The following is a 24,639-nucleotide window of genomic DNA, read 5'->3' on the forward strand; positions in this document are numbered from 1 at the left end:
TAAAGTCGGGTATGCGACTTGCTGCCGGTGCTTGCTGTTCGCGCGTTTTCAAGGTGCGCCCAGCGGCTTGTTTGCAACGGTTCCAGCCAGCTCCAAGGCCCTACAATAACTTAAGGCGGCACTGCGCGTCGCGCACGCCCTCAATCCAACGAGGCTTGTTATGGGACTTTATGACGCCGCGCGACTCTTTGGATTCGAAGTCGAATCTTCGGAGAATCTGCGCTTCATTCCGCTTGCCGTGCGCTTCAACCTGGATCGCTTCGGCATGCGCATCACGCTCGACGAGTGGCAGCAGCTTCCGTATGACGATCGCGTGCTGCTTGCGCGCTTTCCCATCGAAGACGAAGCCGAAGTCGAGAAGAACTTCGACCTCGCGCTCGAAGAGATGATGAAGACGCATGCGAACACCGCGCCCGAGAAGATCGAGCGCGATCCCGATCCGGTCTGGGCCCACGCCGATGCCGTGCCCGAGACCGTCATCCGGCAAAGCAGCCTGTGCGGCGTGAGCGCGCCAAGTCTGTCGCACTGGGGCAAACTCGACCGTTTCCAGCGTTATGCGCTGGCGAAACTCTCGCGTAACACGGACAAGGTCAATCACGACTTCCTGCCGGCCATGCACGAGTTTGGCCTCGTCGAATGACGAAGAGCGCTCGCAAACGTTTTGCTGCTGCATTGATCATATTATTCGGCAACAAGCCCTAAATTCGGGGCCGTTGCTGCCGATATTGGGCGTTATCCAATAGTCGCGATGTGAGCGTTTCTCACAACGCGCAACCGCGTGGGCGCGTTTCTTCGAGGCGCGTCCGGCGCGCACCAAAGGGATACGCCCGCCGCATGACTCGTTTCCTCTCCAGGGGTTTGCTCGTCAACATCGCCGTGGTGCTGGCCGCGCTCGGCGCAAACGCTTTCGTCGCCTGCGAGCGCATTGGCGGACTCCGCGAAAGCGACGCGCACACCCTGCGCTCGATGAGCCTCATGCGCGATCTGGGCGCCTACCGCAGCACGCTTGGCGAGGCGCTGCCCGAGCTGAGCCGCTTCGAGGCCACTGGCCTGGCCGAAACCGAAGCGCAACATCTGGAGCGCGAAGCTCACCTCGCCGCGCTCGAGAGCGGCCTGCGCGCACAGACCTCGGCGGAGCCCGGCATGAGCAGCGCGTTCGAGGCGCTTGCCGCGCGCGCTTCCGTGCTGCGGCGCGACGCCAATCAGGCATTCGAGCATGCCCGTCATGCGCCTCCCGATGCTTCCCGCGCCTGGGCCGACGCCGCCTTCGTCACACTTGGCGAAGACCAGCAGGCGGTCGATGAAGAACTGTCGGCGGTGCGCACGAGAATCGACAACGCGACCATCGCGGCGCTCGATGAATCCGCGCAGGCCTCCAGCGGCGCGATGCTGCTGCTGATCTTTACGATGCTCGCCGGCAGCGCGGTGCTCATTTATCTGTTCGCCAACAACGAGCGCCAGTCGCGCGAGAAGCTCGGCATCGAGCGGGCGCGGCAGCGTAGCAACGAGCGCTTTCGCAGCATGTTCGAGGCGCATCCGGTGCCGATGTGGATCGTCGATCGCGAGACCATGCGTTTCATCGCGGTGAATCCGGCGGCACTCGAACACTTCGGATTCGACGAGCCGGCGTTCCTGGGCATGACGCTGCGCGACCTGCATCACGCCGACGACTTCGACAGCTTCGCCGCCCGGCTCGCGCGCAGCGGCAGCGAGACCGGCGAACGGGCGAACGCGGGACAGGCGTCGGCGGGGGTGTGGCGCTATCGGCGCAAGGACGGTTCCATCGTCGCCGCCGATGTCTCGCATCACTCGCTCGTGTATTCGAACCGGCCGGGCATCTTCATGCTGGCCAACGACGTGACCGACCGCATCAACGCGGAAGCCGAGGCGCGCCGTTCGAACGAGATGCTCGAAGCCGTCATCGACAATATTCCGCAACGCGTGTTCTGGAAGGATCGCGACCTGCGCTATCTCGGCTGCAACAACGCCTTCGCGCGCGACGCGGGTCTCGCGTACAACGAGCAGGTCATCGGCAAGACGGATTACGAATTGCCGTGGGGCGCGCTGGCGGACCTCGTGCGCGCCGACGACGAAGAAGTCATCGTCACGACGGTGCCCAAGATGCACGTCGAGCGCGACATCGTCATCGGCGAGCAGTTGCGCACGCTCGTCACCAGCAAGCTGCCGCTGCTCGACGGCGAAGGGCAGACCATCGGCGTGCTCGGCTCCTATCACGACGTCACCGACCACAAGCGCGCCGAACTGGCGCTGCGCCTGCAAAGCCGCGCGCTCGACGCCAGCGTCAACGCCATCCTGATCACGGGCGTGATAGACGGCGCGAATGTCATCGAGTATGCGAATCCGGCGTTCAAGCGCATCACCGGCTACGACCCGAGCGAGGTGATCGGCCAGGATTGCCGCTTCCTGCATGGACCGGACGGCGAGCAGGACGGGCTCACCGCGATCCGCCGCGCGCTCGATGTCAATCTCGAAGCGAGCGTCGTGGTGCGCAACTATCGCAAGGACGGCGCGCTGTTCTGGAACCAGCTGTTCGTCGCGCCCGTGCCGAACGCGCAGGGACTGACGACGCATCACATCGGCATCATCAACGACGTGACCGACCTGATGCGCTATCAGGAAGAGCTCGAATACCAGGCGAACTACGACACGCTCACGCGCCTGCCGAATCGCAACCTGCTGAAGGACCGCTTGCAGCACGCCATCGAAGCGGCGCGGCGGCGCGAGACGAAGATCGCGGTCGTGTTCATGGACCTCGACGGCTTCAAGAACGTCAACGACAGCCTGGGCCACAGCGTCGGCGACCGCTTGCTCGCGGTGATCGCGGAACGGCTCGCACGCACGGCGCGCACGAGCGACACCGTTGCGCGCCACGGCGGCGACGAGTTCGTGATCGTGCTGCCCGACCTGACCGACGAAGCCGGCCTGATTGCATGGATGGAGCGCACCCGCGCGGCCATCTCGGAGCCGGTGTGGATCGACGACACCGAGCTGTATGTGGGTTGCAGCATGGGCGCGAGTCTCTATCCGCAGGACGGCGACGACGCCGAGACGGTGATGAAGAAGGCCGACCTCGCGATGTACCGCGCAAAGGACATGGGCCGCAACACCTATCAGTTCTATCAGCCGGAGATGAATGCGAGCGTCGGCGCGCGCATGAACCTCGAACGCCGTCTGCGGCGTGCGCTGCGCGACGGCGAGTTCCTGCTGCACTATCAGCCGCAGGTGGACATGACAACGCGGCAGATCGTCGGCATCGAGGCGCTCGTGCGCTGGCACGACCCGGAGCAAGGTCTGGTGTCGCCGGCGTCATTCATTCCGGTCGCGGAAGAAAGCGGCTTGATCGGGCCGCTGTCGGAGTGGGTGCTGCGCGAGGCGTGCCGCCAGAACAAGGCCTGGCAGGATGCCGGCCTGCCGCCCGCGCGGGTGTCGGTGAATCTGTCGGCGCGGCATTTCCAGCAACGCGACATCGCGCGTCTGGTCACGTCCGTGCTGGATGAAACCGGACTGGAGCCGCGCTATCTCGAACTCGAACTCACCGAAAGCGCGATCATGCGCAACGCCGAAGAGGCGATCACGATGCTGTCCGAGTTGTCCGCGCTGGGGATCGGCATTGCGATCGACGACTTCGGCACCGGCTATTCAAGCCTGTCCTATCTGAAGCGCTTTCCGGTGCACCGGCTGAAGATCGACCGCTCGTTCGTCGCGGACATCGGCGCGTCGAGCGATGACGAAACCATCACCTCGGCGATCATCGCGCTCGCGCATTCGCTGGACTTGCAGGTCATCGCGGAAGGCGTCGAAACCTCGGCGCAACACGAATTCCTGCGCGCACGCGACTGCGATGAAATGCAGGGCTACTTCTTCTCGCGCCCGATGCCGCACGAAGCGATTCCGGGCCTCTTGCAACAAGGCGTGCTGCCGAACTGACGCGTGTCAGTCGAGGGGCGGCAGGACGCGCGGACGGCGGTCGCGGTCGGTCGCGACGTAGGTGAGCATTGCCTCCGTCACCTTGACGACTTCTTCGGCAAGGCTCATGCGCTGCGCATAGACCTCGACCGACACGGTGACCGACGTGTTGCCCGTCTTCACGATGTCGGCATAAAAGCTCAGCAGGTCACCGACGAACACCGGATGCTTGAAGAGAAACGAATTCACCGCCACGGTCGCAACGCGTCCGTTGGCGCGGCGGCTCGCGGGAATGGAGCCGGCGATGTCCACCTGCGCCATGATCCAGCCGCCGAAGACGTCGCCGTGGACGTTGGCGTCGGCGGGTTGCGGCACGACGCGCAGCGCGACCTGCTTCTGGGGAAGATTGGATTGGTCGGTCATGGCAGGGTATCCGGTTGGCGAGGGAGGAGCGGGCGGCCGGCGCAAGCGGCCCCTTGGGCCTTCTGCGACAATGCCGATTGATGGATGCGCTTCCGGCCGCCCGGCAACCTGCGGCGGCGCCAAGCGCTTGCCGTAAATTGTACGGGAAAGCCTGCGCGAGACCGGCTCCCGCCCCGACGACCGATGCGTTACCCGGCGCCGCATTCCGGCTGGAAGCGGCGCGCTTGCCCCACGATACTCATGCGCCGCACGTCCAACCGAGAGCCCGGGCCTGTGCACCAGGGCCCGCGCAACGACTGGCAGACGATTCGCTCGCTGCTGCCTTATCTCACCACGTACAGATGGCGCGTCGCGTTCGCGCTGACTTGCCTGATCGGCGCGAAGGTTGCAAACCTGGGCGTGCCGATCGTGATGAAGAAGATCGTCGATGGCCTGTCTTCCGTGCAGCATCTGACCGCGCTCGGCCGCGCGACGGATGCGCCGGGGATCGTGCTGATCGGCGGCATCGGGCTGCTGGTGGTTGCCTATGCGGCCGCGCGTCTCTCCACCTCGCTGTTCACCGAACTGCGCGAATTGCTGTTTGCCAAGGTCACCGAAAGCGCCGTGCGGCAACTCGCGTTGCGCGTGTTCCGGCATTTGCATGCGCTGTCGCTGCGCTTTCACCTGGAGCGGCAGACGGGCGGCATGTCGCGCGACATCGAGCGCGGCACGCGCGGCATCCAGCAACTCGTGTCCTATTCGCTGTACAGCATCCTGCCGACAATCGTCGAAGTCGGGCTCGTGCTGGCGTTCTTCGTGACCAAATACGAGGCGTATTACGCGATCGTCACGGGGGTCGCGCTGGTGACCTACATCGTCTTCACCGTGAAGGTGACCGAGTGGCGCACGCACTACCGCCGCACGATGAACGACCTCGATTCGAAGGCGAATTCGCGCGCGATCGACTCGCTGCTCAACTACGAGACCGTCAAGTACTTCGGCAACGAAGAATGGGAAACGCGCCGCTACGACGAGAATTTGCAGCGCTATCGCGCGGCCGCGATCAAGTCGCAGCGCTCGCTGTCGATGCTGAACTTCGGCCAGCAGACGATCATCGGCGTCGGGCTCGTGTTCATCCTGTGGCGAGCGACGCAGGGCGTGATGGCCGGGCGCCTGACCCTCGGCGACCTCGTGCTGATCAACACCTTCATGTTGCAGCTCTATATCCCGCTCAATTTCCTGGGCGTCGTGTATCGCGAGCTCAAGCAGGCGCTGACCGACATGGACCGCATGTTCACGTTGCTCGGCGCGGGCCGTGAAGTGCCCGACGCGCCGGATGCACCCGCGCTCGCCGTGCGCGGCGGCGAGGTGCGCTTCGAGCATGTGAGCTTCGCCTACGAACGCGCGCGGACCATCCTGCATGACGTCGATTTCACGATTCTCGCCGGCACCACGACCGCGGTGGTCGGACACAGCGGCTCGGGGAAGTCGACGCTCGGACGCCTGCTGTTCCGCTTCTACGATCTCGACCGCGAGCAGGGCGGCAGCATCCGCATCGACGGACAGGATATTCGCGACGTCACGCAGGATTCGCTGCGCGCGGCAATCGGCATCGTGCCGCAGGACACGGTGCTGTTCAACGATTCGATCTATTACAACATTGCGTATGGACGGCCTTCCGCGAGCCGCGACGAAGTGATCGCGGCGGCGCGCGCGGCGCATATCCACGATTTCATCGAGGCTTTGCCTGCGGGTTACGACACGCCGGTCGGCGAACGCGGGCTGAAGCTGTCGGGCGGCGAGAAGCAGCGCGTCGCGATTGCGCGCACGCTGCTCAAGAATCCGCCCATCCTGATCTTCGATGAAGCCACCTCCGCGCTCGATTCGAAATCCGAGCGCGCCATTCAGCGCGAACTGGATTCGATCGCGCGCGAGCGCACCACGCTGATCATTGCGCACCGGCTCTCGACGGTCGTGCATGCGCAGCAGATCATCGTGATGGATCACGGGCGCATCGTGGAACGCGGCACCTTTGCCGAATTGCTCGATGCAGGCGGTCTCTTCGCGCAGATGTGGGCGTTGCAGCAGCAAAAGGCGGGAGAAGCGGCCGATCAGCGGGATACGGCGAGGGTTTGAAGATCGCGGTGAGCAGCGGGCCTGAGTCGCCCGCGTGTCGATAAAATGCGTGTTTTGCTGCCACAGGCGCATTGCGCGCACGACGAAGCATGGAACTCAAATGGCTTGAAGACTTCGTTTCACTCGCGGAGACGCGCAGCTTCAGCCGCTCCGCTGAATTGCGGCACATCACGCAGCCCGCGTTCTCACGCCGCATCCAGGCGCTCGAAGCGTGGCTCGGTACCGAACTGATCGACCGGTCCGTCTATCCGACGCGGCTCACGCAAGCCGGCCAGGTCTTCTACGAGCAGGCGCTCGCGATGCTCTCGCAGTTCCACGAGGCGCGCACGCTGTTGCGCGGACAGGGCGGCGTGCCAGCGGCGACCATCGAGTTCGCCGTGCCGCATACGCTGTCGCTGACGTACTTTCCCCGCTGGCTGGAACATATCGAGGCGCGGCTCGGACGCATTCGCACCCGACTGCGCGCGCTCAACGTGCACGACGCGGTGCTGTCGCTGGTGGAAGGCGGCTGCGATCTGGTGATGGGCTATCACCATCCGAGCCATCCGGTGGCGCTCGATCCCGCGCGCTACGACATGCTTACGCTCGGCACCGAACCGATCAGTCCGTTCTCCGCGGTGACGAAAGGCGGCCGCGCGCGCTTCACGCTGCCCGCGTCCGCCGAGTCGCCGGTGCCGTATCTGTCCTATACGCCGAACGCGTACCTCGGACGCATGACCGAGACGATCATCGCGACCTCGGCGGTACGCCTCTATCTCGACAAGGTCTATGAAACCGACATGGCCGAAGGGCTGAAGGCGATGGCGATCGCGGGCCACGGTATCGCTTTCCTGCCGCATAGCGCTGTGCAGGACGCGGTGGAGGAGGGCCGGCTCATCCGCCTCGACCGGGGCACGCGCGGCATGTCGGCCGGCCAGTTCACGTTGACCATGGACATCCGGCTGTATCGCGACAAGCTGGCGGCGCAAGGCGAGGAACCACGTCAGGCCTTGATGCGCGCGCTCTGGGACGCGGTCAACGAAGAGCTGCTCAAGGCCGCTGAAACGGCCAGCACGTGACCCTTGCATACGTTATGCACGAAACGCATGACGGGATAAAAAACCGGCATTGGATTTGCAGACCCCGTTTTTCGACAATGGCTGCATTCCTTCACCGCTGGAGCATCAATGTCTTCGTCGAACGCGCAAACGCCGGACGCCAAACATGCCATCCCGTCGTACCTCAATGCCGATGATCTCGGTCCTTGGGGAAACTATCTGAAGCAGGTCGATCGCGTCGCTCCCTATCTCGGTTCTCTCTCCCGCTGGCTCGAAACCCTCAAGCGCCCCAAGCGCATTCTCGTCGTCGACTGCCCGATCGAACTCGATAACGGCACCGTCGCGCACTTCGAAGGCTATCGCGTGCAACACAACACGTCGCGCGGCCCCGGCAAGGGCGGCGTGCGTTACCACCAGGACGTGACGCTCTCGGAAGTCATGGCGCTGTCCGCGTGGATGTCGGTGAAGAACGCCGCCGTGAACGTGCCGTATGGCGGCGCGAAGGGCGGCATCCGCGTCGACCCGCGCACGCTGTCGCGCGGCGAACTCGAACGGCTGACGCGCCGCTACACCAGCGAGATCGGCATCATCATCGGGCCGAACACGGACATCCCCGCGCCCGACGTGAACACGAACGAACAGATCATGGCGTGGATGATGGACACCTACTCCATGAACCAGGGGCAGACGGCTACCGGCGTCGTGACCGGCAAGCCGATCTCGCTTGGCGGTTCGCTCGGCCGCAAGGAAGCCACCGGACGCGGCGTGTTCGTGGTCGGAAGCGAAGCGGCGCGGCGTATCGGCATGGAGATCGAAGGCGCGCGCATCGCGGTGCAGGGCTTCGGCAACGTGGGCGGCATCGCGGCCAAGCTGTTCCAGGAAGCGGGCGCGCGCGTGATCGCCGTGCAGGATCACACCGGCACTATTCATAACTCGAAGGGCGTCGATACGGTCGCGCTGCTCGAGCACGTTGCGCAGAACGGCGGCGTGGGCGGCTTCGCGGGCGCGGACCCGGTGCAGGCCGACGAATTCTGGATGATCGAAAGCGACATCCTGATCCCGGCGGCGCTCGAAAACCAGATCACCGAGAAGAACGCCGGCAAGATCCGCACGAAGATCGTGGTGGAAGGCGCGAACGGCCCCACGACCACCGCGGCGGACGACATCCTGACCGACAAGGGCACCCTCGTGATTCCCGACGTGATCGCCAACGCGGGCGGCGTGACCGTGTCGTACTTCGAGTGGGTGCAGGACTTCTCGAGCTTCTTCTGGACCGAGGACGAGATCAACCAGCGTCTGGAACGCGTGATGCGCGAAGCCTTCGCCGGCGTCTGGCAGGTGGCGAGCGAGCATCAGGTGTCGGTGCGCACGGCGGCGTTCATCGTTGCGTGCTCGCGGATTCTTCAGGCGCGCGAGATGCGCGGCCTGTATCCCTGATCCGGTACGCGGAAGCGGTCGGCACATGAGCAGTCCGCGGGAGGCGGACCAGCGCTTCGCTCACTGATTCATGCGTGCGGCTTTCGACAGAATGCCGCACGCATTTGCATGAAAACTACAGGCGGGCGCGGCAGATGCAACACGCCACGCGTTAGTCAAAAAACGCCAGTAATATGCGCCGTCGCAATCGGGCGGCCATCCGTCTTAAAAATAAGACGGAGTGGGTTAACAATCATTCTTTCAGAATAATTACCCTGCTAAACTTGGCCCGGTTTTTCGCCACAGGAGATCGAACACATGAAGATTAAAAAGGCTGCGCTGCTGGTTGCCGCGCTCGGTTTCATCGCATCGAGCGCTTACGCGCAAGACGCCGGCACGCTGAAGAAAATCAAGGACACGGGTGTGATCTCGCTGGGGCATCGCGAATCGTCCATTCCTTTCTCGTACTATGACGACAAGCAACAGGTCGTCGGCTATTCCCACGAATTCGCACTCAAGGTGGTCGAGGCCGTCAAGACGAAGCTCGGCATGTCGGACCTGAAGGTCAAGCTGACGCCGATCACCTCGCAGAACCGCATTCCGCTCGTGCAGAACGGCACGGTGGACATCGAGTGCGGCTCGACCACGAACAACGCCGAACGCCAGCAGCAAGTGGCCTTCTCGAACACGATCTTCGTGATCGGCACGCGTCTCATGACCAAGAAGGATTCGGGCGTGAAGGACTGGGCCGACCTGAAGGGCAAGACCGTCGTGACGACCGCCGGCACCACATCCGAACGCCTGCTTCGCAAGATGAACCAGGACAAGAGCATGGGCATGAACATCATCAGCGCGAAGGATCACGGCGAGTCGTTCCTGACGCTGTCGACCGGCCGCGCGGTGGCCTTCATGATGGACGATGCGCTGCTCGCCGGCGAGCGCGCCAAGTCGAACAACCCGAACGATTTCGTGATCGTCGGCGCGCCGCAGTCGCATGAAGCGTACGGCTGCATGATCCGCAAGAACGATCCGGAGTTCAAGAAGGTCGTGGACGACGCGATTGCCAAGGTCGAAACCTCGGGCGACGCCGACAAGATCTATAAGAAGTGGTTCGAAAGCCCGATCCCGCCGAAGGGTCTCAACCTCAACTTCCCGGAAAGTGATGACATCAAGGCTCTCTACAAGAGCCCGAATGACAAGGCCATCGACTAACCGGTTCGAGTATCGAACGAACGAGACGGAAGGAGCTTGCTTCTTCCGTTTCTTTTTGGAGTGAGTCCATGTCTTATCACTGGAACTGGGGCGTTCTGCTGAGCCCCGTTTCGACCGGCGAGCCCACGACCTATCTCGGCTGGCTGATCTCCGGCTTCTGGGTGACGATCACCGTGTCGCTCGCCGCTTGGGTGATCGCGCTGGTGGTCGGCTCGCTGTTCGGCATTCTGCGCACGGTCCCGAACCGCAAGCTCGCGGCCATCGGCACCGTCTATGTCGCGATCTTCCGCAATATTCCGCTGATCGTGCAGTTCTTCGTCTGGTATCTCGTGATTCCGGAGTTGCTGCCCGTTTCGTGGGGCAACTGGTTCAAGCAACTGCCGCCGTCGGCGCAGTTCTTTTCATCGTCGATCATCTGTCTCGGGCTCTTCACCGGCGCGCGCGTGTGCGAACAGGTGCGCTCGGGCATCAACGCTTTGCCGCGCGGCCAGCGCAACGCGGGCCTTGCGATGGGCTTCACCGAATGGCAGACGTACCGTTATGTGCTGATGCCGGTCGCGTACCGCATCATCGTGCCGCCGCTCACGTCGGAGTTCCTCAACGTGTTCAAGAACTCGGCGGTGGCGTCGACCATCGGTCTGCTCGATCTGTCTGCACAAGCCCGCCAGCTCGTCGACTACACGGCGCAGACGTATGAGTCGTTCATCGCGGTGACCATCGCCTACATGATCATCAATCTCGTCGTGATGCAGTTGATGCGCCTGCTCGAGGCGAAGAGCCGCCTGCCCGGCTACATCGGAGGCAAGTAATGCATTTCAACTGGAATGACATCCTCGCGTCCTGGCCGACGCTGATGACCGGCGCGAAGATCACGCTGCAGATCACGGTGCTGGCCATCGTGATCGGGATCATCTGGGGCACGGTGCTCGCGCTGTTCCGGCTCTCCGGCGTCAAGCCGCTGCAATGGTTCGCGAGCACCTACGTCACGCTGTTCCGCTCGATTCCGCTCGTGATGGTGCTGCTGTGGTTCTTCCTGATCGTGCCGCAGTTGCTGCAGAACGTGCTCGGGTTGTCGGCGGACATCGACATCCGCCTCGCCTCGGCGATGGTCGCGTTCTCGCTGTTCGAAGCCGCGTACTATTCGGAAATCATCCGCGCCGGTATTCAGGCCGTGCCGCGCGGCCAGGTGAACGCCGCGTTCGCGCTCGGCATGACCTACGGCCAGGCCATGAAGCTGGTAGTGCTGCCGCAGGCCTTCCGCGCGATGGTGCCGCTGCTGCTCACCCAGGCCATCGTTTTGTTCCAGGATACGTCGCTCGTGTACGTCATCAGCCTCGCGGACTTCTTCCGCACGGCGACGAACATCGGGGACCGCGACGGCACATCCGTCGAAATGATCCTGTTCGCGGGCGCCTGCTACTTCGTGATTTGCGTGGTGGCGTCGGCCCTCGTCAAAAGTCTTCAGAAAAAGGTCGCAAGATGATCTCTATCAAGAATGTTTCCAAGTGGTACGGGCAGTTCCAGGTGCTGACGGACTGCACGACCGATGTGAAGAAGGGCGAGGTGGTTGTGGTGTGCGGTCCGTCGGGCTCGGGCAAGTCGACGCTCATCAAGACGGTGAACGGTCTCGAACCGTTCCAGAAAGGCGAGATCACGATCAACGGCCAGTCGCTCACCGACAAGAAGACCAATCTCTCGAAGCTGCGCTCGAAGGTCGGCATGGTGTTCCAGCACTTTGAGCTGTTCCCGCATCTGACCATCACGCAGAACCTGACGCTCGCGCAGGTCAAGGTGCTCGGCCGCTCGAACGAGGAAGCGACGCAGAAGGGTATGAAGCTGCTGGATCGCGTGGGTCTGCGCGCGCATGCGGACAAGTTCCCGGGTCAGTTGTCGGGCGGTCAGCAGCAGCGCGTGGCGATTGCGCGCGCGCTCTCGATGGACCCGATCGCGATGCTCTTCGATGAACCCACCTCGGCGCTCGATCCGGAGATGATCAACGAAGTGCTCGACGTGATGGTGGAGCTCGCGCAGGAAGGCATGACCATGATGTGCGTGACGCACGAAATGGGCTTTGCGAAGAAGGTGGCGAACCGCGTGATCTTCATGGATCGCGGGCTGATCGTCGAGGACGACCAGAAGGAAGCGTTTTTCGCGAATCCGAAGTCGGACCGCGCGAAGGACTTCCTCGCGAAGATCCTGCATTGATTGACCGCGTAATGCGAAATGAAAACGGCGCTTCAAAGCGCCGTTTTTTTATCTCACTCGATCCCGAGTTCCGATTCGACCGTGGCCGTGCTGCGCATTGCCTCGATCTGCAGCGCCGAGCCGACGCACGCTTTCGCAAGCGGCTCGGCCGCTTTCCTGGCGACTTCTTCCGGCACCGGCACGTTCACCGTGCGCGCGAGCGCGCCGCACTGGAACATCGCGAGATCGCCAGGGGCGAAGCGGGTCCAGATTTCGTCGTCGGTGAGCGGCGACGTGGCGATCACCGCCACGCGATCTTCCGGCGTCGTGTATTTGGCGAAGTCGATGGACATGTCGGCGTCGATCAGATGCGCCGTCGAGAATGGCCAGCTGCGCACCAGATAGTACAAATGGGTAGAGCAGTGCGAGAACAGCGCCTGGCCGTTCGACATCAGGAAGTTGAACACGCCGTATTGCGTGATCTCGCGCGTGAGGTTGGCCAGGGCGTCGAACAGTTCGTCGAGCGGCGGCTGCGAGCAGGGGAATTGGCGGCGCAGGCCTTGCAGCAGCGCACAGAAAGCGAGTTCGCTATCCGTGGTGCCGACCGGCTGATAAACGCCGGTCAGTTCCGGTGCATGGCCTTTCAGGTCGCCGTTGTGCGCGAAGATCCAGTGGCGGCCCCACAGTTCGCGCATGAACGGATGGCAGTTCTCCAGCAGGATGTGCCCTTGCGTCGCCTTGCGAATGTGGGCGATGGTGTTCTTCGACTTGATCGGATAGCGTTTGACCATGTCCGCCAAAGGCGAACTGGCCGAGGACTGATGGTCGATGAACAGCCGGCAGGCCTTGTCCTCGAAGAATGCGATGCCCCAGCCGTCGGCGTGATGATCGGTTACGCCGCCGCGCGCTGCAAACCCGGTGAACGAGAACGTCACGTCCGTGGGTTCGGCGCAATTCATTCCGAGAAGTTGGCACATGTCGCTGAGGCAGGCGGGCGGTCGCCCTGAACGGGTTGTTACAATACGTCCGACAAGCATATCACCGAGGCAAGCGCGAAAAAATCGCCCAACCGCTCATAACAGCGCGCGTTGTGCAATTTCCACGGCGGATTTTTCCCGTGCTCGCGTGGCTTGCGCCATTCCAACGTTCCCCGTCATCTCGCCATGTCCGCTACCTCTTCCCCGACTCAGTCGCTCACCCTCGCGCGCCCCGACGACTGGCACCTGCACGTGCGCGATGGCGCCACCCTCGCGGCCGTGTTGCCGCACACGGCGCGGCAGTTCGGCCGCGCGATCATCATGCCGAACCTGAAGCCGCCGGTCACGACGACCGAATTGGCCGCCGCCTACCGCGAACGCATCCTGGCGGCGCTACCGAAGGAAGGCGCCGGCGCGCGTTTCGAGCCGCTGATGACGCTCTATCTCACCGACAACACGCCGCCCGACGAAATCCGTCGCGCGAAGGCGAGCGGCTTCGTGCATGGCGTGAAGCTGTATCCGGCGGGCGCGACGACCAATTCGGACGCGGGCGTCACGAGTCTCGCGAAATGCGCGAAGACGATCGAGGCAATGCAGGAAAGCGGCATGCCGCTGTTGATTCACGGCGAAGTGACCGATAGCGACATCGACGTGTTCGATCGCGAAAAGGTGTTCATCGACCGGGTGATGACGCCGCTGCGCCGCGATTTCCCCGCGCTCAAGGTTGTGTTCGAGCACATCACGACCAAGGACGCCGCGGACTACGTGCGCGAGGCCGAAGGGCCCGATGGCACCATTGGAGCGACCATTACCGCGCATCACCTGCTCTACAACCGCAATATCATGCTGGTCGGCGGAATGCGGCCGCATTACTTCTGCCTGCCGGTGCTCAAGCGCGAGACGCATCGTGTCGCGCTGGTCGAGGCGGCGACATCGGGCAATCCGCGTTTCTTCCTCGGCACGGACAGCGCGCCGCATCCGAAGGGACTGAAGGAGCATGCTTGCGGCTGCGCGGGCTGCTACACGGCGCTGCACGCGCTCGAACTGTATGCCGAGAGCTTCGACAAGGCCGGCGCGCTCGACAAACTCGAAGGCTTTGCGAGCTTCCACGGCGCGGACTTCTACGGCCTGCCGCGCAGCACGGAAACGGTGACGCTGGAACGCGGCGCGTGGACGCTGCCTGCGGAATTCACCGCCGGCGACGCGACCATCGTGCCGTTGCGCGGCGGCGAAACCATCGGCTGGCGCTTCGCGGACGCCAGCTAAAACTTCGGGCGTGAGCGCCGGTTTCGCCGACATCGACTGGACGCGGCCGTGGCTTGCGTCCATCGAGGCGCGCGGCAGGCGCTGGCAGGCGGCGGCGCTTGCCGGTCATGCCGACTATCTCGCGGTGCTGAACGCGGACGCATCGGACGCCGCGCACGTGACGGGACGCGGCGCGCGGCTCGCGTTCATCGGGCAGGACGCCTTGCCGGCAGGCGCGTCCTACGAAGGTCACATTGCCGAGACTGGCTGCGTGCCTACGCGCCACAACCTGCACGATTTCTTCAACGCGTCGATGTGGTTCGCGTATCCGCGCATCAAGGCGGCGCTCAACGCGCGCCAGGCGGAGCAGATCGCGGCGTTCGGCATCGGGCCCACACGTGGTGTCGTGCGGGATGCCCTTACGCTCTTCGACGAAAACGCCGTACTGTTCATTTCCGCCGATGCCGCGCAAGCCGATGCCCTGCGCGCCTTCGACTGGCGCGCGCTGTTCGTCGCCGGGCGCGCGGCGTGGGGCACGCGTAGCGAGGCGCGCATCTTCGGCCATGCGCTGCTGGAGAAACTCGTCGCGCCCTACAAGGCGTGTACGGGGCACGCATGGATCGTCGAGGTTCCCTCCCAGTACTTCTCGCTGAACGATGACGGCCGCCGCGCGCTCGTCGACGAAAGCGTCGCGACGCGCCTCGCCGCCGGGCCGTTCGACAGCCGCGCCTTCGCGCCGCTGCCGGTGCTGGGCGTGCCGGGCTGGTGCGATGCGAATGCGGCCGCCGCCTTCTACGACGATGCCAAGGTGTTCCGGTCTGGACGACGGACGATTCACCGTTAGCCGGATGTTAGAATCGATGCCGCAAAGCGGGCCAGGCAATCGCGGCCTCGACGGTTTCGGCCGAAGAGGGCGAGGAAAGTCCGGACTCCACAGGGCAGGGTGATGGCTAACGGCCATCCGTGGCAACACGCGGAACAGGGCAACAGAAAGCAAACCGCCGATGGCTTCGGGCGCAAGTCCGAAGATCAGGTAAGGGTGAAACGGTGCGGTAAGAGCGCACCGCGGACGTCGCGAGGCGTTCCGGCACGGTAACCTCCACCCGGAGCAATTCCAAATAGGCAGGCAAGCATCTTCGCGATGCAGGACGGGGCCCCCGTTCGTCTGCGGGTAGGAAGCTTGAGCGCGCCAGCAATGGCGCGTCTAGAGGAATGATTGCCACGTGCGCCGGTTTCGGCCGGTGCGTGCACAGAATCCGGCTTATCGGCCCGCTTTGTCTTTATTCAAAAAAAAAGAGCCGGCGTCTCGCGACGTCGGCTCTTTTTGTTTGCGCTTGCAGGTCCGGCTGGGACTACGCTTCGACGATGTCGAACGAATGCGTCAGTTCCGTGCCGCTCTTCGCCAGCATGATCGACGCCGAGCAGTATTTGTCGTGCGACAGGTTGATCGCCCGTTCGACCGTCGCCGGGTTCAGGTTCTTGCCGGTCACGGTGAAATGGAAGTGGATCTTCGTGAAGACCTTCGGATCTTCGCTGGCGCGGTCGGCCTTGAGGGTGACCGAGCAATCCTTGATTTCCTGACGGCTCTTCTTGAGGATCATCACCACGTCATAGGCGGTACAGCCGCCGGTGCCGAGCAGCACCATTTCCATCGGCCGCGGCGCGAGGTTACGACCGCCGCCTTCCGGCGCGCCGTCCATGTTCACGAGGTGGCCGCTGCCCGTTTCGGCAGCGAAGGCCATGCCGTCTTGCCCCATCCAGCTTACTTTGCATTCCATGCTCAGGCTCCAGCTGCTCAACGCTTCGTTACAGAAGGAGTCATTGTAGCGGGTCGTGGCATTCGGCCTGCAGGCGGCTTACGCACATTTCCGGGTTGACGGGCAGGAAAGGGTGCTAACGACCGCGGTATGCACCGGCGAAAAGCAAGTCGAGGGCAAGCTCCAGACGCTGAAAATCGGCCGCTTATCGAGAAGAAACGAATCTTAAATAGCTGATTTTAAATGAAAAAATAGAATTGACGCAATCCATTCTTTTATTTCGAATAATGAAATGAGATTTCATGATGCAAATCTTCTTGCCTCGCAGCATGGTCGTGCCTATACTGGTTTCTGTCTCCTCCACCTCCTCCTTTGGTGGATTAAGCCCGAGCCCCAGTTGCCCGGGCTTTTTTTCGTCCTTCTGTTTTTCGCTGCATCCGCTTCCTCGGCTTTCCGCAAGCGACGCGACCGATTCAGCCCGCCCCTTTGACGCAGCGCTTGATTTCCCTATATAATTCAAAGTTCTCTTCGCCACACGCCCGCGGAGAGAGGCTTGTGAGAGCCTGCACGCGTCGTGGAACGGCATGAAAGTCCCGCGAACGCACCCAATAAGCAGGGCCGAACAACGCCAAGTTCAAGGGCAATTCAATTTTTTGGATCGATCATGAAGACGTTTTCCGCAAAAGCCGAAGAGGTGACGCGCGAATGGTACGTGATTGACGCGACGGATAAGGTTCTCGGCCGTGTCGCCAGCGAAGTGGCACGCCGTCTTCGCGGCAAGCATAAGCCTGAATTCACCCCGCACGTCGACACCGGTGATTTCATCATCATCGTCAATGCCGGCAAGCTGAAGGTCACCGGCAACAAGACCACGGACAAGAAGTACTATCGTCACTCGGGCTACCCGGGCGGCATCTACGAAACGACGTTCGGCAAGATGCAGGAGCGCTTCCCGGGCCGTGCGCTCGAGAAGGCTGTCAAGGGCATGCTTCCGAAGGGTCCGCTCGGCTACGCGATGATCAAGAAGCTGAAGGTCTACGCCGAAGCAACGCATCCGCATACGGCTCAACAGCCTAAAGCGCTCGAGATCTAAGGGGAGCCCACATGATCGGTAACTGGAATTACGGTACGGGCCGCCGCAAGAGCGCCGTCGCTCGCGTCTTCATCAAGTCGGGCAAGGGCGAGATCATCGTCAATGGCAAGCCCATCGCCGACTACTTCTCGCGTGAAACCTCGCTGATGATCGTGCGCCAGCCGCTCGAACTCACGAACCACGGCACCACGTTCGACATCAAGGTCAACGTGAACGGCGGCGGTGAGACGGGTCAAGCCGGTGCGGTTCGCCACGGCATCACCCGCGCGCTGATGGACTACGACGCAACGCTCAAGTCGCAACTGTCGAACGCCGGCTTCGTCACCCGTGACGCGCGTGAAGTGGAACGTAAGAAGGTCGGTTTCCACAAGGCACGTCGCCGGAAGCAATTCTCGAAGCGTTAAGCGCTCGGGGTTTCAGGTTTCGCGTTGGGGGCCGGTTTTCGGCCTCGTTGCGAAGCTGCTGCAAAGGCCGCCCGCACTGCTGTGCCGGCGGCTTTTTCTTTTCCGACACACGTCAGTCCAGGCTGTCAAAATTTCTACCAGCCCATTGATTTCATGGGCTTTCGGCACGATATCGAGATCAGCCCTACAATAGTGGCTAGAAGCTTAATTGGAGAGTTCGAATGAGCGCTGTCAGCGACACCCCCACGACCGAAATGCCGTTGCCATTCGTCTTCACCGACGCAGCGGCGGACAAGGTCAAGCAATTGATCGACGAGGAAGGCAATCCGGACCTGAAGCTGCGCGTGTTCGTGCAGGGCGGCGGATGCTCCGGTTTCCAGTACGGTTTCACGTTCGATGAAACCGTGAACGAAGACGACACCGTGACGGAAAAGGGCGGCGTGCAGTTGCTGATCGACTCGATGAGCTATCAGTATCTGGTCGGCGCGGAGATCGACTACAAGGACGATATCAACGGCGCACAGTTCGTCATCAAGAACCCGAACGCCTCGACCACCTGCGGTTGCGGATCGTCGTTTTCGGTTTGAGCGCAGTTCGCACGTAGCGTGCATGAAAAAACGGAGCCCGCAGGCTCCGTTTTTTATTGGCTCGACGCCGCGTTCAATGCGGATAGATCGCGCCGAGCACCCGCTCACCCGCCGCACCCGTCACCGCCGGAAGATTGCCCGGCTCACGCGCGACACAGCGCATTGCGAGCCAGGCGAAGGCCAGCGCCTCCACCTGCTGCGGCGGCACGCCAAGCGCCTCAGTCGTCATCACTGGCACGCCGTTCACGCCACCGTCCTCCAGCGCCTGCTGCAGCATCTTCAGCAAGACCGGATTGCGCGCGCCGCCGCCGCATACATAAACCGCGCGCGTGTCCGACGCATGCCGGGCAATCTCGCGAGCAACCGTCGTCGCGGTGAGCGCGGTGAGGGTTGCCTGGACATCGGCAGGCGGGAGTTCGGCAAACGCGCCCAGCCTGGCGTCCATCCACGTCGGATTGAACAGGTCGCGCCCGGTGCTCTTGGGCGGCGGAAGATCGAAAAACGGTTCGTCGAGCAGCGTGTTCAGCAATGCCGCATTCACCTGTCCCTGTGCCGCGAATTGTCCGCCCTCGTCGTAGGGCTTTTGCAGGTGACGCAGCGTCCATTCGTCGATCAGCGCATTCGCCGGCCCGCAATCGAAGCCGCGCACTTCGCCGCTCGCCGCGAGGATCGTGATATTGCTGATGCCGCCCAGGTTGCACACGACCCGCGTCTCGTTTCTTGCGCCAAACACCGTTGCGTGAAAGGCGGGCACGAGCGGCGCACCCTGGCCACCCGCCGCGACATCGCGGCTGCGGAAATCCGCGACGACATCGATGCTGGTCATCTCCGCCAGCAACGCCGGGTTGTTGATCTGCCGCGTGTAACCCTTTTCCGGCCGATGCCGCACCGTCTGCCCATGCACGCCGATGGCGCGCACCTTCGCCGCCGAAAACCCGCTCATGCTCTGCAGTTCGTGGCAGCACACGGCATAGCGTGTCGCGAGCGCGTTGGCGGCGAGGGCTTCGCGCTCGATCTCGTTCTCGCCGGGCGCTTGCAGCGCGAAGAGTGCGTCCCGCAAGCCTTTCGAAAACGACACGTGCGCCTCGCCGAGCACGACGGGCGGCTTGCCGGCCGCGAACTGCACCGCTACGCCGTCCACGCCGTCCATGCTGGTGCCGGACATCAAGCCGAAGTACACGCCATCTGCCTTGCCGGTTTCGATTGCTTCGGCTTTCTTTCCCACGCTGCTCTCCTCGTCGCTACGATGCTCGATGCCGCCCGATTCCTCGATCCAGCGGCGATTATCCGGGTTACGGACCGAATCGTTAAGATGCGTCTGAAACGATCTGTCTCGTGCAGCACATTCGAGCGTGCGACAGGCCGCCCTCGAACGGTGCAAATCGATACGAAACGGCACGAATAGCCGCCTGATCGCGTAAAATTGCCGGCTTGAAGCATTCAATGCGCGCGATTCCGTCATTCGCCGCGCGCGCCGCGGACCGCCGCGGCGACCCATCCGGCCAGCCCGGACCGCGGCCAAGGCGCGCACGAGCCGCCGCCAACGCCAGCCATCGAACCTTTTGACTTCACAAGCCGCAAGCATGACCACAGACTCCAACGCTTCTTCCGCGCCTGCCGCCCAGAGCTTTCCGATTACCGACGAAGTGAAGAGCGCGCTCGCCATCGCGAAGCGTGGCTGCGACGAACTGCTGATCGAAGACGAATTCGCGCAGAAGCTCGCGAGGAGCGCCGCGACGGGCAAGCCGCTGCGCATCAAGCTCGGCCTCGATCCGACGGCGCCCGACATTCACATCGGTCACACGGTCGTGCTGAACAAGATGCGTCAGTTGCAGGATCTCGGCCATCAGGTGATCTTTCTGATCGGCGACTTCACCTCGCTGATCGGCGATCCGTCCGGCCGCAACGCCACGCGCCCGCCGCTCACACGCGAACAAATCGAGACCAACGCGAAGACCTATTTCGAGCAGGCCGCGCTCGTGCTCGACCGCGACAAGACCGAGATCCGCTACAACAGCGAATGGTCGATGCCGCTCGGCGCCGACGGCATGATCAAGCTGGCCTCGCGCTACACGGTCGCGCGCATCCTGGAACGCGAAGACTTCACCAAGCGTTTCCAGGGCGGCGTGCCCATCTCGATCCACGAATTCCTCTATCCGCTGATGCAGGGCTACGACTCCGTCGCGCTGAATGCGGATCTCGAACTCGGCGGCACGGACCAGAAGTTCAACTTGCTCGTCGGCCGTGAACTGCAGAAGCAATATGGCCAGGAACAGCAGTGCATCCTGACCATGCCGCTGCTCGAAGGTCTCGACGGCGTCGAGAAGATGTCGAAGTCGAAGAACAACTACATCGGCATCAGCGAGAAGCCCACCGACATGTTCGGCAAGCTGATGAGCATCTCGGACGTGCTGATGTGGCGTTACTTCGAGCTGCTGTCCTTCCGGCCGATGAGCGAAATCGAAGGCTACAAGCGCGAAGCCGAAGGCGGACGCAATCCGCGCGACTTCAAGGTGATGCTGGCGCAAGAGATCGTCGCGCGTTTCCATTCGCAAGCGGATGCCGAGCGTGCGCTCGACGACTTCAATCATCGCGCGAAGGGCGGCGTGCCGGACGACATCCCGAGCATCACGCTCGCGGGCGCGCCGCTTGCGATCGGCCAGTTGCTCAAGCAGGCGGGCCTCGTGCCTTCGACCAGCGAAGCCCTGCGCAACATCGAGCAGGGCGGCGTGAAGATCGACGGCGCAACCGTCTCCGACAAGGCGCTGAAGATCGAAGCGGGCGAATTTATCGTGCAGGTGGGCAAGCGCCGCTTTGCGCGCGTCACGCTGACCGCCTGAGCGATGATCGCGCTGATTCAGCGGGTCAGGCGCGCCGACGTGCGCGTGAACGAACGCGTGACGGGCGCGATCGAAGCGGGCCTGCTCGCGCTGGTCTGCGCCGAGCGCGGCGACAACGAAGCCGCTGCGGACAAACTGCTCGCGAAGATGCTCGCGTATCGCGTGTTCAGTGATGCCGCCGGCAAGATGAATCTCCCGGTCTCGAACATGGATGGCGCGGGCGGTGCTGGCGGGGTGTTGCTGGTGTCGCAATTCACGCTGGCCGCCGACACCTCGAGCGGACTGCGCCCGAGCTTCACCCCGGCCGCGCCTCCGGACGAAGGCAAGCGGCTCTTCGACTACTTCGTGACGCAGGCGCGCGCGAAGCATCCGATCGTCGAGACGGGCGAGTTCGGCGCCGAGATGCAGGTGTCGCTCGTCAACGACGGTCCGGTCACCTTCTGGCTGCAAGTGCGGCCGTGAAAACAGGAAGCCTATGACGACGCAGGTCCTCTTCATTCGACACGGCGAAACCGACTGGAATCGCCTCAAACGCATTCAGGGACACGTCGATATTCCGCTGTCGGCGCACGGTGTGCAGCAGGCGGAGCAACTGGGTGCGAGGCTCGCCCGTGAAGCGCGTCTCGATGCCGTCTATTCGAGCGATCTGCAACGCGCGCGTCAGACCGCGCAGCCTTTCGCCGATGCGCTTGGTCTCGAAATGCGTTTGTCGGAAGGACTGCGCGAGCGTTTCTTCGGCGCATTCCAGGCGCACGACAGCGACGAGATCAATGAGAAGTTCCCCGCTGAATATGTCGAATGGCAGACGCGCGATCCGGGCTTCTCGCCGCCCGGCGACGGCGAATCGCAGCGCGTGTTCTATCACCGTGTGGTGCATGCGATGGAGCCGATCGTGGCCGCGCATGAGGGCGGGCGAATCGCGGTGGTGGCGCACGGCGGCGTGCTGGACTGCATCTACCGGTTCGCAATGAAACTGCCGTTGCAGGAGCCGCGCAACTGGCCGCTGCTCAATTGCAGCATCAACATCGTGGATTACGGCGTGGACGGCGCCACCGTGGTGTCGTGGGGTGACGTCGCGCACCTTTCCACCGATACCGACGACGACAACCTCCGCAAACGCGCCTAGCCGTTATTGGCGTTCCACATGTCGCGCACCGGACCGGCGTCGGGCGCGACAAGCCCGAAGTGGCGATACGTGAGCATCGTGGCCACGCGTCCGCGCGGCGTGCGTTGCAGGAAGCCTTGCTGGATCAGATACGGCTCCAGCACGTCCTCGATGGTGTCGCGCTCTTCGCCGATGGCCGCCGCCAGATTGTCCACCCCGACCGGGCCGCCGTCGAACTTGTGCAGGATCGCTTCGAGCAGCTTGCGGTCCATCAGGTCGAAGCCGACCGGATCGACGTCGAGCATTTTCAGGGCTTTGTCGGCGACATCGGCGGTGATCATGCCGTCCGCTTTCACTTCGGCGTAATCGCGCACGCGCCGCAGCAGGCGGTTGGCAATCCGCGGCGTGCCACGCGAACGCTTGGCGATTTCCAGCGCGCCTTCATTGACGATATCCGCCTTCAGCAGCGACGCCGAACGCGCGACGATGCGCGCCAGTTCGCTCGCGTTATAAAACTCCAGCCGCGACACGATGCCAAACCGGTCGCGCAACGGATTCGTCAGCATGCCCGCGCGCGTGGTCGCGCCGACCAGCGTGAACGGCTGCAAGTCCAGCTTCACGCTGCGCGCGGCCGGACCTTCGCCGATCATGATGTCAATCTGGTAATCCTCCAGCGCCGGATACAGGATTTCCTCGACGACCGGCGACAGCCGGTGAATTTCGTCGATGAACAGTACGTCGTTGGCTTCGAGATTCGTAAGCAGCGCAGCGAGGTCGCCTGCGCGCTCCAGCACCGGCCCCGATGTCTGCCGCAGATTCACGCCCATTTCCCGCGCGATGATGTGCGCGAGCGTGGTTTTCCCGAGACCCGGCGGCCCGAACAACAGCACGTGATCGAGCGCTTCGGAACGCCGCTTGGCGGCTTCGATGAAGATTTCGAGCTGCCCGCGCGCCTTTTCCTGCCCGATGTATTCGTCCAGCTTGTGCGGGCGCAGCGCGCGCTCGAACGCTTCCTCGTTGGGCGAGACGGGGGAGGCCGAGATGACGCGTTCGGCGGCGAGTTTGTCGGTTTCGATCATGGTCCGATTGTACAGCGAGCTTTTGCGCGGCGAATCTGGCCGGAAGGCCCAGGCCGAATCCAGGCGTTACGCCTTCGACAGCGCCTTCAACGCCAGCTTGATGCCTTCCGAGACGCCCGTTCCGGCCGGCACGTTCTTGATGGCGGCGAGCGCTTCCTTCTCGGAATAACCGAGCGCGAGCAGCGCATTGAGAATGTCAGACGCGTGGTCCGACTGCGAGGCGGCGCTCGCCATCGCGCCGAGATCGGCGCCGAGCTTGCCTTTCAGTTCGAGCAGCAGGCGCTCGGCGGTCTTCTTGCCGATGCCCGGCACGCGTGTCAGCCGCGCGGCGTCCTGCGTCGTCACGGTTTGCGAGAGCTCGTGCACGCTCATGCCGGACAGCACGGCCAGCGCCATGCGCGCGCCGATGCCGCTGATCTTCAGCAATTCGCGGAAAGTCGAGCGCTCCTGCGCCGTGAGAAAGCCGTAAAGCAGATGCGCGTCTTCACGGACGATCATCTGCGTGAGCAGCACGACCTTGTCGCCGGTGTTCGGCAGGTTGTAGAACGTGCTCATCGGCACGTCGATTTCATAGCCGATGCCATTGCAGTCGACGAGCAGATGCGGCGGATTTTTTTCCAGCAGAACGCCGGCGATGCGACCGATCATGGATGTATATGCGTGTGAGGTGTTCTAGCCAATAAGCCGCCCGCGACGGACACGGAGGCCCTTCTTCGCGAGCCCCGGCGCAATCTCGCCCAGCGTCGCGAGCCCGCCGCCGCCGTGCGCGTGACAGATGGCCATGCCGAGCGCGTCGGCCGCGTCGGTGCTCGGCACGCCCGTGAGGCTCAACAGGCGGACGACCATCTGCTGCATCTGTTCCTTGGTCGCGCGGCCGTAGCCGACCACGGCCTGCTTCAATTGCAGCGCGGTGTATTCGGCGACCGGCACGCCGCCCGCCACCAGCCCGCAAATCGCGGCGCCGCGCGCCTGGCCCAGCAGCAAGGTGGATTGCGGATTGACGTTGACGAAGACCTTCTCGACGGCCGCCTGATCCGGATTGTGCTGCGCAATGAGCGTCGAGATGCCGCTGAAAATGGTGTTCAGACGCGAGGGCAGATCGGCATCGGCGGTCTTGATGACGCCGCTCGTCACATAGCTGAGCGTGTGTCCGTGCTTCTCGATGATGCCGAAGCCGGTCACGCGCAAGCCGGGGTCGATGCCTAGGATTCTCATTCGTTCGCGATGCGGGTCGTCGA

At 63.1% G+C, this 24,639-nt stretch carries 24 protein-coding genes and 1 other RNA gene; 18 read left to right on the forward strand and 7 right to left on the reverse strand.

Going from position 1 to position 24,639, the window contains the following annotated elements:
• Positions 1-160: 160 nt before the first annotated feature.
• Both QCE63_RS03055 and QCE63_RS03060 read left to right on the forward strand, forming a co-directional pair.
• On the forward strand, positions 161-640 hold the full coding sequence (locus tag QCE63_RS03055) for a nitrate reductase associated protein (RefSeq protein WP_309830412.1): 480 nt from the start codon (positions 161-163) through the stop codon (positions 638-640).
• Positions 641-834: 194 nt separating this feature from the next.
• Positions 835-3,948: an EAL domain-containing protein gene (locus QCE63_RS03060; protein ID WP_309830414.1), complete on the forward strand. Its 3,114-nt coding sequence runs from the start codon at positions 835-837 to the stop codon at positions 3,946-3,948.
• Between the two features lie 6 nt (positions 3,949-3,954).
• On the opposite strand, the gene QCE63_RS03065 is transcribed toward QCE63_RS03060, so the two are convergent.
• Positions 3,955-4,350 carry an acyl-CoA thioesterase gene (locus QCE63_RS03065; protein ID WP_309830416.1) on the reverse strand — a complete coding sequence of 132 codons (396 nt, stop codon included), beginning with the start codon at positions 4,348-4,350 and terminating at the stop codon, positions 3,955-3,957.
• 240 nt (positions 4,351-4,590) lie between these two features.
• On the opposite strand from QCE63_RS03065, the gene QCE63_RS03070 reads away from it, so the two are divergent.
• The 7 genes from QCE63_RS03070 to QCE63_RS03100 all read left to right on the forward strand — a co-directional run bounded on the left by QCE63_RS03070 (position 4,591) and on the right by QCE63_RS03100 (position 12,335).
• The gene (locus QCE63_RS03070) at positions 4,591-6,465 is read left to right on the forward strand and encodes an ABC transporter ATP-binding protein/permease (protein ID WP_309830418.1); all 1,875 of its coding nucleotides are present in this window, start codon (positions 4,591-4,593) and stop codon (positions 6,463-6,465) included.
• 89 nt (positions 6,466-6,554) lie between these two features.
• The gene (locus tag QCE63_RS03075; RefSeq protein WP_309830420.1) at positions 6,555-7,523 is read left to right on the forward strand and encodes a LysR family transcriptional regulator; all 969 of its coding nucleotides are present in this window, start codon (positions 6,555-6,557) and stop codon (positions 7,521-7,523) included.
• Between the two features lie 108 nt (positions 7,524-7,631).
• Entirely contained in the window at positions 7,632-8,939 is a 1,308-nt protein-coding gene (locus QCE63_RS03080) for a Glu/Leu/Phe/Val dehydrogenase (RefSeq protein WP_309830422.1), read from the forward strand.
• A gap of 297 nt (positions 8,940-9,236) precedes the next feature.
• Positions 9,237-10,130, forward strand: a complete 894-nt coding sequence (locus QCE63_RS03085; protein WP_309830424.1) for a glutamate/aspartate ABC transporter substrate-binding protein — start codon at positions 9,237-9,239, stop codon at positions 10,128-10,130.
• 68 nt (positions 10,131-10,198) lie between these two features.
• The gene (locus QCE63_RS03090; protein WP_309830426.1) at positions 10,199-10,939 is read left to right on the forward strand and encodes an amino acid ABC transporter permease; all 741 of its coding nucleotides are present in this window, start codon (positions 10,199-10,201) and stop codon (positions 10,937-10,939) included.
• Positions 10,939-11,613: a glutamate/aspartate ABC transporter permease GltK gene (gene gltK / locus QCE63_RS03095; RefSeq protein ID WP_309830428.1), complete on the forward strand. Its 675-nt coding sequence runs from the start codon at positions 10,939-10,941 to the stop codon at positions 11,611-11,613. Before QCE63_RS03090 ends, gltK begins: the two co-directional genes overlap by 1 nt.
• Positions 11,610-12,335, forward strand: coding sequence for an amino acid ABC transporter ATP-binding protein (locus QCE63_RS03100; protein WP_309830430.1), 726 nt, complete (start codon positions 11,610-11,612; stop codon positions 12,333-12,335). Before gltK ends, QCE63_RS03100 begins: the two co-directional genes overlap by 4 nt.
• A 53-nt stretch (positions 12,336-12,388) precedes the next feature.
• Here QCE63_RS03100 and QCE63_RS03105 read toward each other — a convergent pair whose 3' ends face one another.
• Positions 12,389-13,291 carry a class II glutamine amidotransferase gene (locus tag QCE63_RS03105; RefSeq protein WP_309830432.1) on the reverse strand — a complete coding sequence of 301 codons (903 nt, stop codon included), beginning with the start codon at positions 13,289-13,291 and terminating at the stop codon, positions 12,389-12,391.
• Positions 13,292-13,477: 186 nt separating this feature from the next.
• On the opposite strand from QCE63_RS03105, the gene pyrC reads away from it, so the two are divergent.
• From pyrC to rnpB, 3 genes are all read left to right on the forward strand, one after another.
• On the forward strand, positions 13,478-14,557 hold the full coding sequence (gene pyrC, locus QCE63_RS03110; RefSeq protein ID WP_309830434.1) for a dihydroorotase: 1,080 nt from the start codon (positions 13,478-13,480) through the stop codon (positions 14,555-14,557).
• A gap of 10 nt (positions 14,558-14,567) precedes the next feature.
• Complete coding sequence (locus QCE63_RS03115; protein WP_309830436.1) at positions 14,568-15,380, forward strand: DUF3025 domain-containing protein; 813 nt, start codon at positions 14,568-14,570, stop codon at positions 15,378-15,380.
• A 23-nt stretch (positions 15,381-15,403) separates the two neighbouring features.
• Positions 15,404-15,816, forward strand: an RNA gene (gene rnpB / locus QCE63_RS03120) — RNase P RNA component class A.
• Positions 15,817-15,888: 72 nt separating this feature from the next.
• Here rnpB and QCE63_RS03125 read toward each other — a convergent pair.
• Positions 15,889-16,314, reverse strand: a complete 426-nt coding sequence (locus tag QCE63_RS03125) for an OsmC family protein (protein WP_309830440.1) — start codon at positions 16,312-16,314, stop codon at positions 15,889-15,891.
• A 643-nt stretch (positions 16,315-16,957) separates the two neighbouring features.
• Here QCE63_RS03125 and rplM point away from each other — a divergent pair.
• From rplM to erpA, 3 genes are all read left to right on the forward strand, one after another.
• Entirely contained in the window at positions 16,958-17,386 is a 429-nt protein-coding gene (rplM, locus tag QCE63_RS03130; RefSeq protein ID WP_016344249.1) for a 50S ribosomal protein L13, read from the forward strand.
• Positions 17,387-17,397: 11 nt separating this feature from the next.
• Positions 17,398-17,790, forward strand: coding sequence for a 30S ribosomal protein S9 (gene rpsI / locus QCE63_RS03135; RefSeq protein ID WP_035497678.1), 393 nt, complete (start codon positions 17,398-17,400; stop codon positions 17,788-17,790).
• Positions 17,791-18,011: 221 nt separating this feature from the next.
• Positions 18,012-18,377, forward strand: a complete 366-nt coding sequence (erpA, locus tag QCE63_RS03140; RefSeq protein ID WP_309807205.1) for an iron-sulfur cluster insertion protein ErpA — start codon at positions 18,012-18,014, stop codon at positions 18,375-18,377.
• A 73-nt stretch (positions 18,378-18,450) separates the two neighbouring features.
• Here the strand turns inward: erpA and QCE63_RS03145 are convergent, their stop codons facing one another.
• Positions 18,451-19,581: an anhydro-N-acetylmuramic acid kinase gene (locus tag QCE63_RS03145; protein WP_309833663.1), complete on the reverse strand. Its 1,131-nt coding sequence runs from the start codon at positions 19,579-19,581 to the stop codon at positions 18,451-18,453.
• 379 nt (positions 19,582-19,960) lie between these two features.
• Here QCE63_RS03145 and tyrS point away from each other — a divergent pair, with 379 nt between their 5' ends.
• From tyrS to QCE63_RS03160, 3 genes are read left to right on the forward strand one after another with little or no spacing between them, the layout of a single operon-like run.
• Entirely contained in the window at positions 19,961-21,217 is a 1,257-nt protein-coding gene (gene tyrS, locus QCE63_RS03150) for a tyrosine--tRNA ligase (protein WP_309830442.1), read from the forward strand.
• 3 nt (positions 21,218-21,220) lie between these two features.
• Positions 21,221-21,679, forward strand: a complete 459-nt coding sequence (gene dtd, locus QCE63_RS03155) for a D-aminoacyl-tRNA deacylase (protein ID WP_309830444.1) — start codon at positions 21,221-21,223, stop codon at positions 21,677-21,679.
• A 13-nt stretch (positions 21,680-21,692) separates the two neighbouring features.
• On the forward strand, positions 21,693-22,343 hold the full coding sequence (locus QCE63_RS03160) for a histidine phosphatase family protein (protein ID WP_309830446.1): 651 nt from the start codon (positions 21,693-21,695) through the stop codon (positions 22,341-22,343).
• Here QCE63_RS03160 and ruvB read toward each other — a convergent pair.
• The 3 genes from ruvB to ruvC all read right to left on the reverse strand — a co-directional run bounded on the left by ruvB (position 22,340) and on the right by ruvC (position 24,616).
• Complete coding sequence (gene ruvB / locus QCE63_RS03165; protein ID WP_309830448.1) at positions 22,340-23,401, reverse strand: Holliday junction branch migration DNA helicase RuvB; 1,062 nt, start codon at positions 23,399-23,401, stop codon at positions 22,340-22,342. The genes QCE63_RS03160 and ruvB overlap by 4 nt on opposite strands.
• 66 nt (positions 23,402-23,467) lie before the next feature.
• Positions 23,468-24,049, reverse strand: a complete 582-nt coding sequence (ruvA, locus tag QCE63_RS03170; RefSeq protein WP_309830450.1) for a Holliday junction branch migration protein RuvA — start codon at positions 24,047-24,049, stop codon at positions 23,468-23,470.
• 24 nt (positions 24,050-24,073) lie between these two features.
• Entirely contained in the window at positions 24,074-24,616 is a 543-nt protein-coding gene (gene ruvC / locus QCE63_RS03175) for a crossover junction endodeoxyribonuclease RuvC (RefSeq protein WP_309807212.1), read from the reverse strand.
• Positions 24,617-24,639: the final 23 nt, after the last annotated feature.

The sequence above is a fragment of the Caballeronia sp. LZ065 genome (assembly GCF_031450975.1).
In the GTDB taxonomy this organism is placed as follows: Bacteria; Pseudomonadota; Gammaproteobacteria; order Burkholderiales; family Burkholderiaceae; genus Caballeronia.

Excerpts from the sequence above, each read along its gene's own strand:
- ruvB (WP_309830448.1), bottom strand. The coding sequence starts at position 23,401 with ATGATCGAAACCGACAAACTCGCCGCCGAACGCGTCATCTCGGCCTCC.
- ruvC (WP_309807212.1), bottom strand. The coding sequence starts at position 24,616 with ATGAGAATCCTAGGCATCGACCCCGGCTTGCGCGTGACCGGCTTCGGC.
- QCE63_RS03055 (WP_309830412.1), top strand. The coding sequence starts at position 161 with ATGGGACTTTATGACGCCGCGCGACTCTTTGGATTCGAAGTCGAATCT.
- QCE63_RS03060 (WP_309830414.1), top strand. The coding sequence starts at position 835 with ATGACTCGTTTCCTCTCCAGGGGTTTGCTCGTCAACATCGCCGTGGTG.
- QCE63_RS03105 (WP_309830432.1), bottom strand. The coding sequence starts at position 13,291 with ATGTGCCAACTTCTCGGAATGAATTGCGCCGAACCCACGGACGTGACG.
- pyrC (WP_309830434.1), top strand. The coding sequence starts at position 13,478 with ATGTCCGCTACCTCTTCCCCGACTCAGTCGCTCACCCTCGCGCGCCCC.
- rplM (WP_016344249.1), top strand. The coding sequence starts at position 16,958 with ATGAAGACGTTTTCCGCAAAAGCCGAAGAGGTGACGCGCGAATGGTAC.
- QCE63_RS03070 (WP_309830418.1), top strand. The coding sequence starts at position 4,591 with ATGCGCCGCACGTCCAACCGAGAGCCCGGGCCTGTGCACCAGGGCCCG.
- QCE63_RS03080 (WP_309830422.1), top strand. The coding sequence starts at position 7,632 with ATGTCTTCGTCGAACGCGCAAACGCCGGACGCCAAACATGCCATCCCG.
- rpsI (WP_035497678.1), top strand. The coding sequence starts at position 17,398 with ATGATCGGTAACTGGAATTACGGTACGGGCCGCCGCAAGAGCGCCGTC.
- QCE63_RS03090 (WP_309830426.1), top strand. The coding sequence starts at position 10,199 with ATGTCTTATCACTGGAACTGGGGCGTTCTGCTGAGCCCCGTTTCGACC.
- dtd (WP_309830444.1), top strand. The coding sequence starts at position 21,221 with ATGATCGCGCTGATTCAGCGGGTCAGGCGCGCCGACGTGCGCGTGAAC.
- QCE63_RS03160 (WP_309830446.1), top strand. The coding sequence starts at position 21,693 with ATGACGACGCAGGTCCTCTTCATTCGACACGGCGAAACCGACTGGAAT.
- QCE63_RS03100 (WP_309830430.1), top strand. The coding sequence starts at position 11,610 with ATGATCTCTATCAAGAATGTTTCCAAGTGGTACGGGCAGTTCCAGGTG.
- QCE63_RS03085 (WP_309830424.1), top strand. The coding sequence starts at position 9,237 with ATGAAGATTAAAAAGGCTGCGCTGCTGGTTGCCGCGCTCGGTTTCATC.
- gltK (WP_309830428.1), top strand. The coding sequence starts at position 10,939 with ATGCATTTCAACTGGAATGACATCCTCGCGTCCTGGCCGACGCTGATG.
- ruvA (WP_309830450.1), bottom strand. The coding sequence starts at position 24,049 with ATGATCGGTCGCATCGCCGGCGTTCTGCTGGAAAAAAATCCGCCGCAT.
- QCE63_RS03075 (WP_309830420.1), top strand. The coding sequence starts at position 6,555 with ATGGAACTCAAATGGCTTGAAGACTTCGTTTCACTCGCGGAGACGCGC.
- QCE63_RS03125 (WP_309830440.1), bottom strand. The coding sequence starts at position 16,314 with ATGGAATGCAAAGTAAGCTGGATGGGGCAAGACGGCATGGCCTTCGCT.
- QCE63_RS03065 (WP_309830416.1), bottom strand. The coding sequence starts at position 4,350 with ATGACCGACCAATCCAATCTTCCCCAGAAGCAGGTCGCGCTGCGCGTC.
- erpA (WP_309807205.1), top strand. The coding sequence starts at position 18,012 with ATGAGCGCTGTCAGCGACACCCCCACGACCGAAATGCCGTTGCCATTC.
- tyrS (WP_309830442.1), top strand. The coding sequence starts at position 19,961 with ATGACCACAGACTCCAACGCTTCTTCCGCGCCTGCCGCCCAGAGCTTT.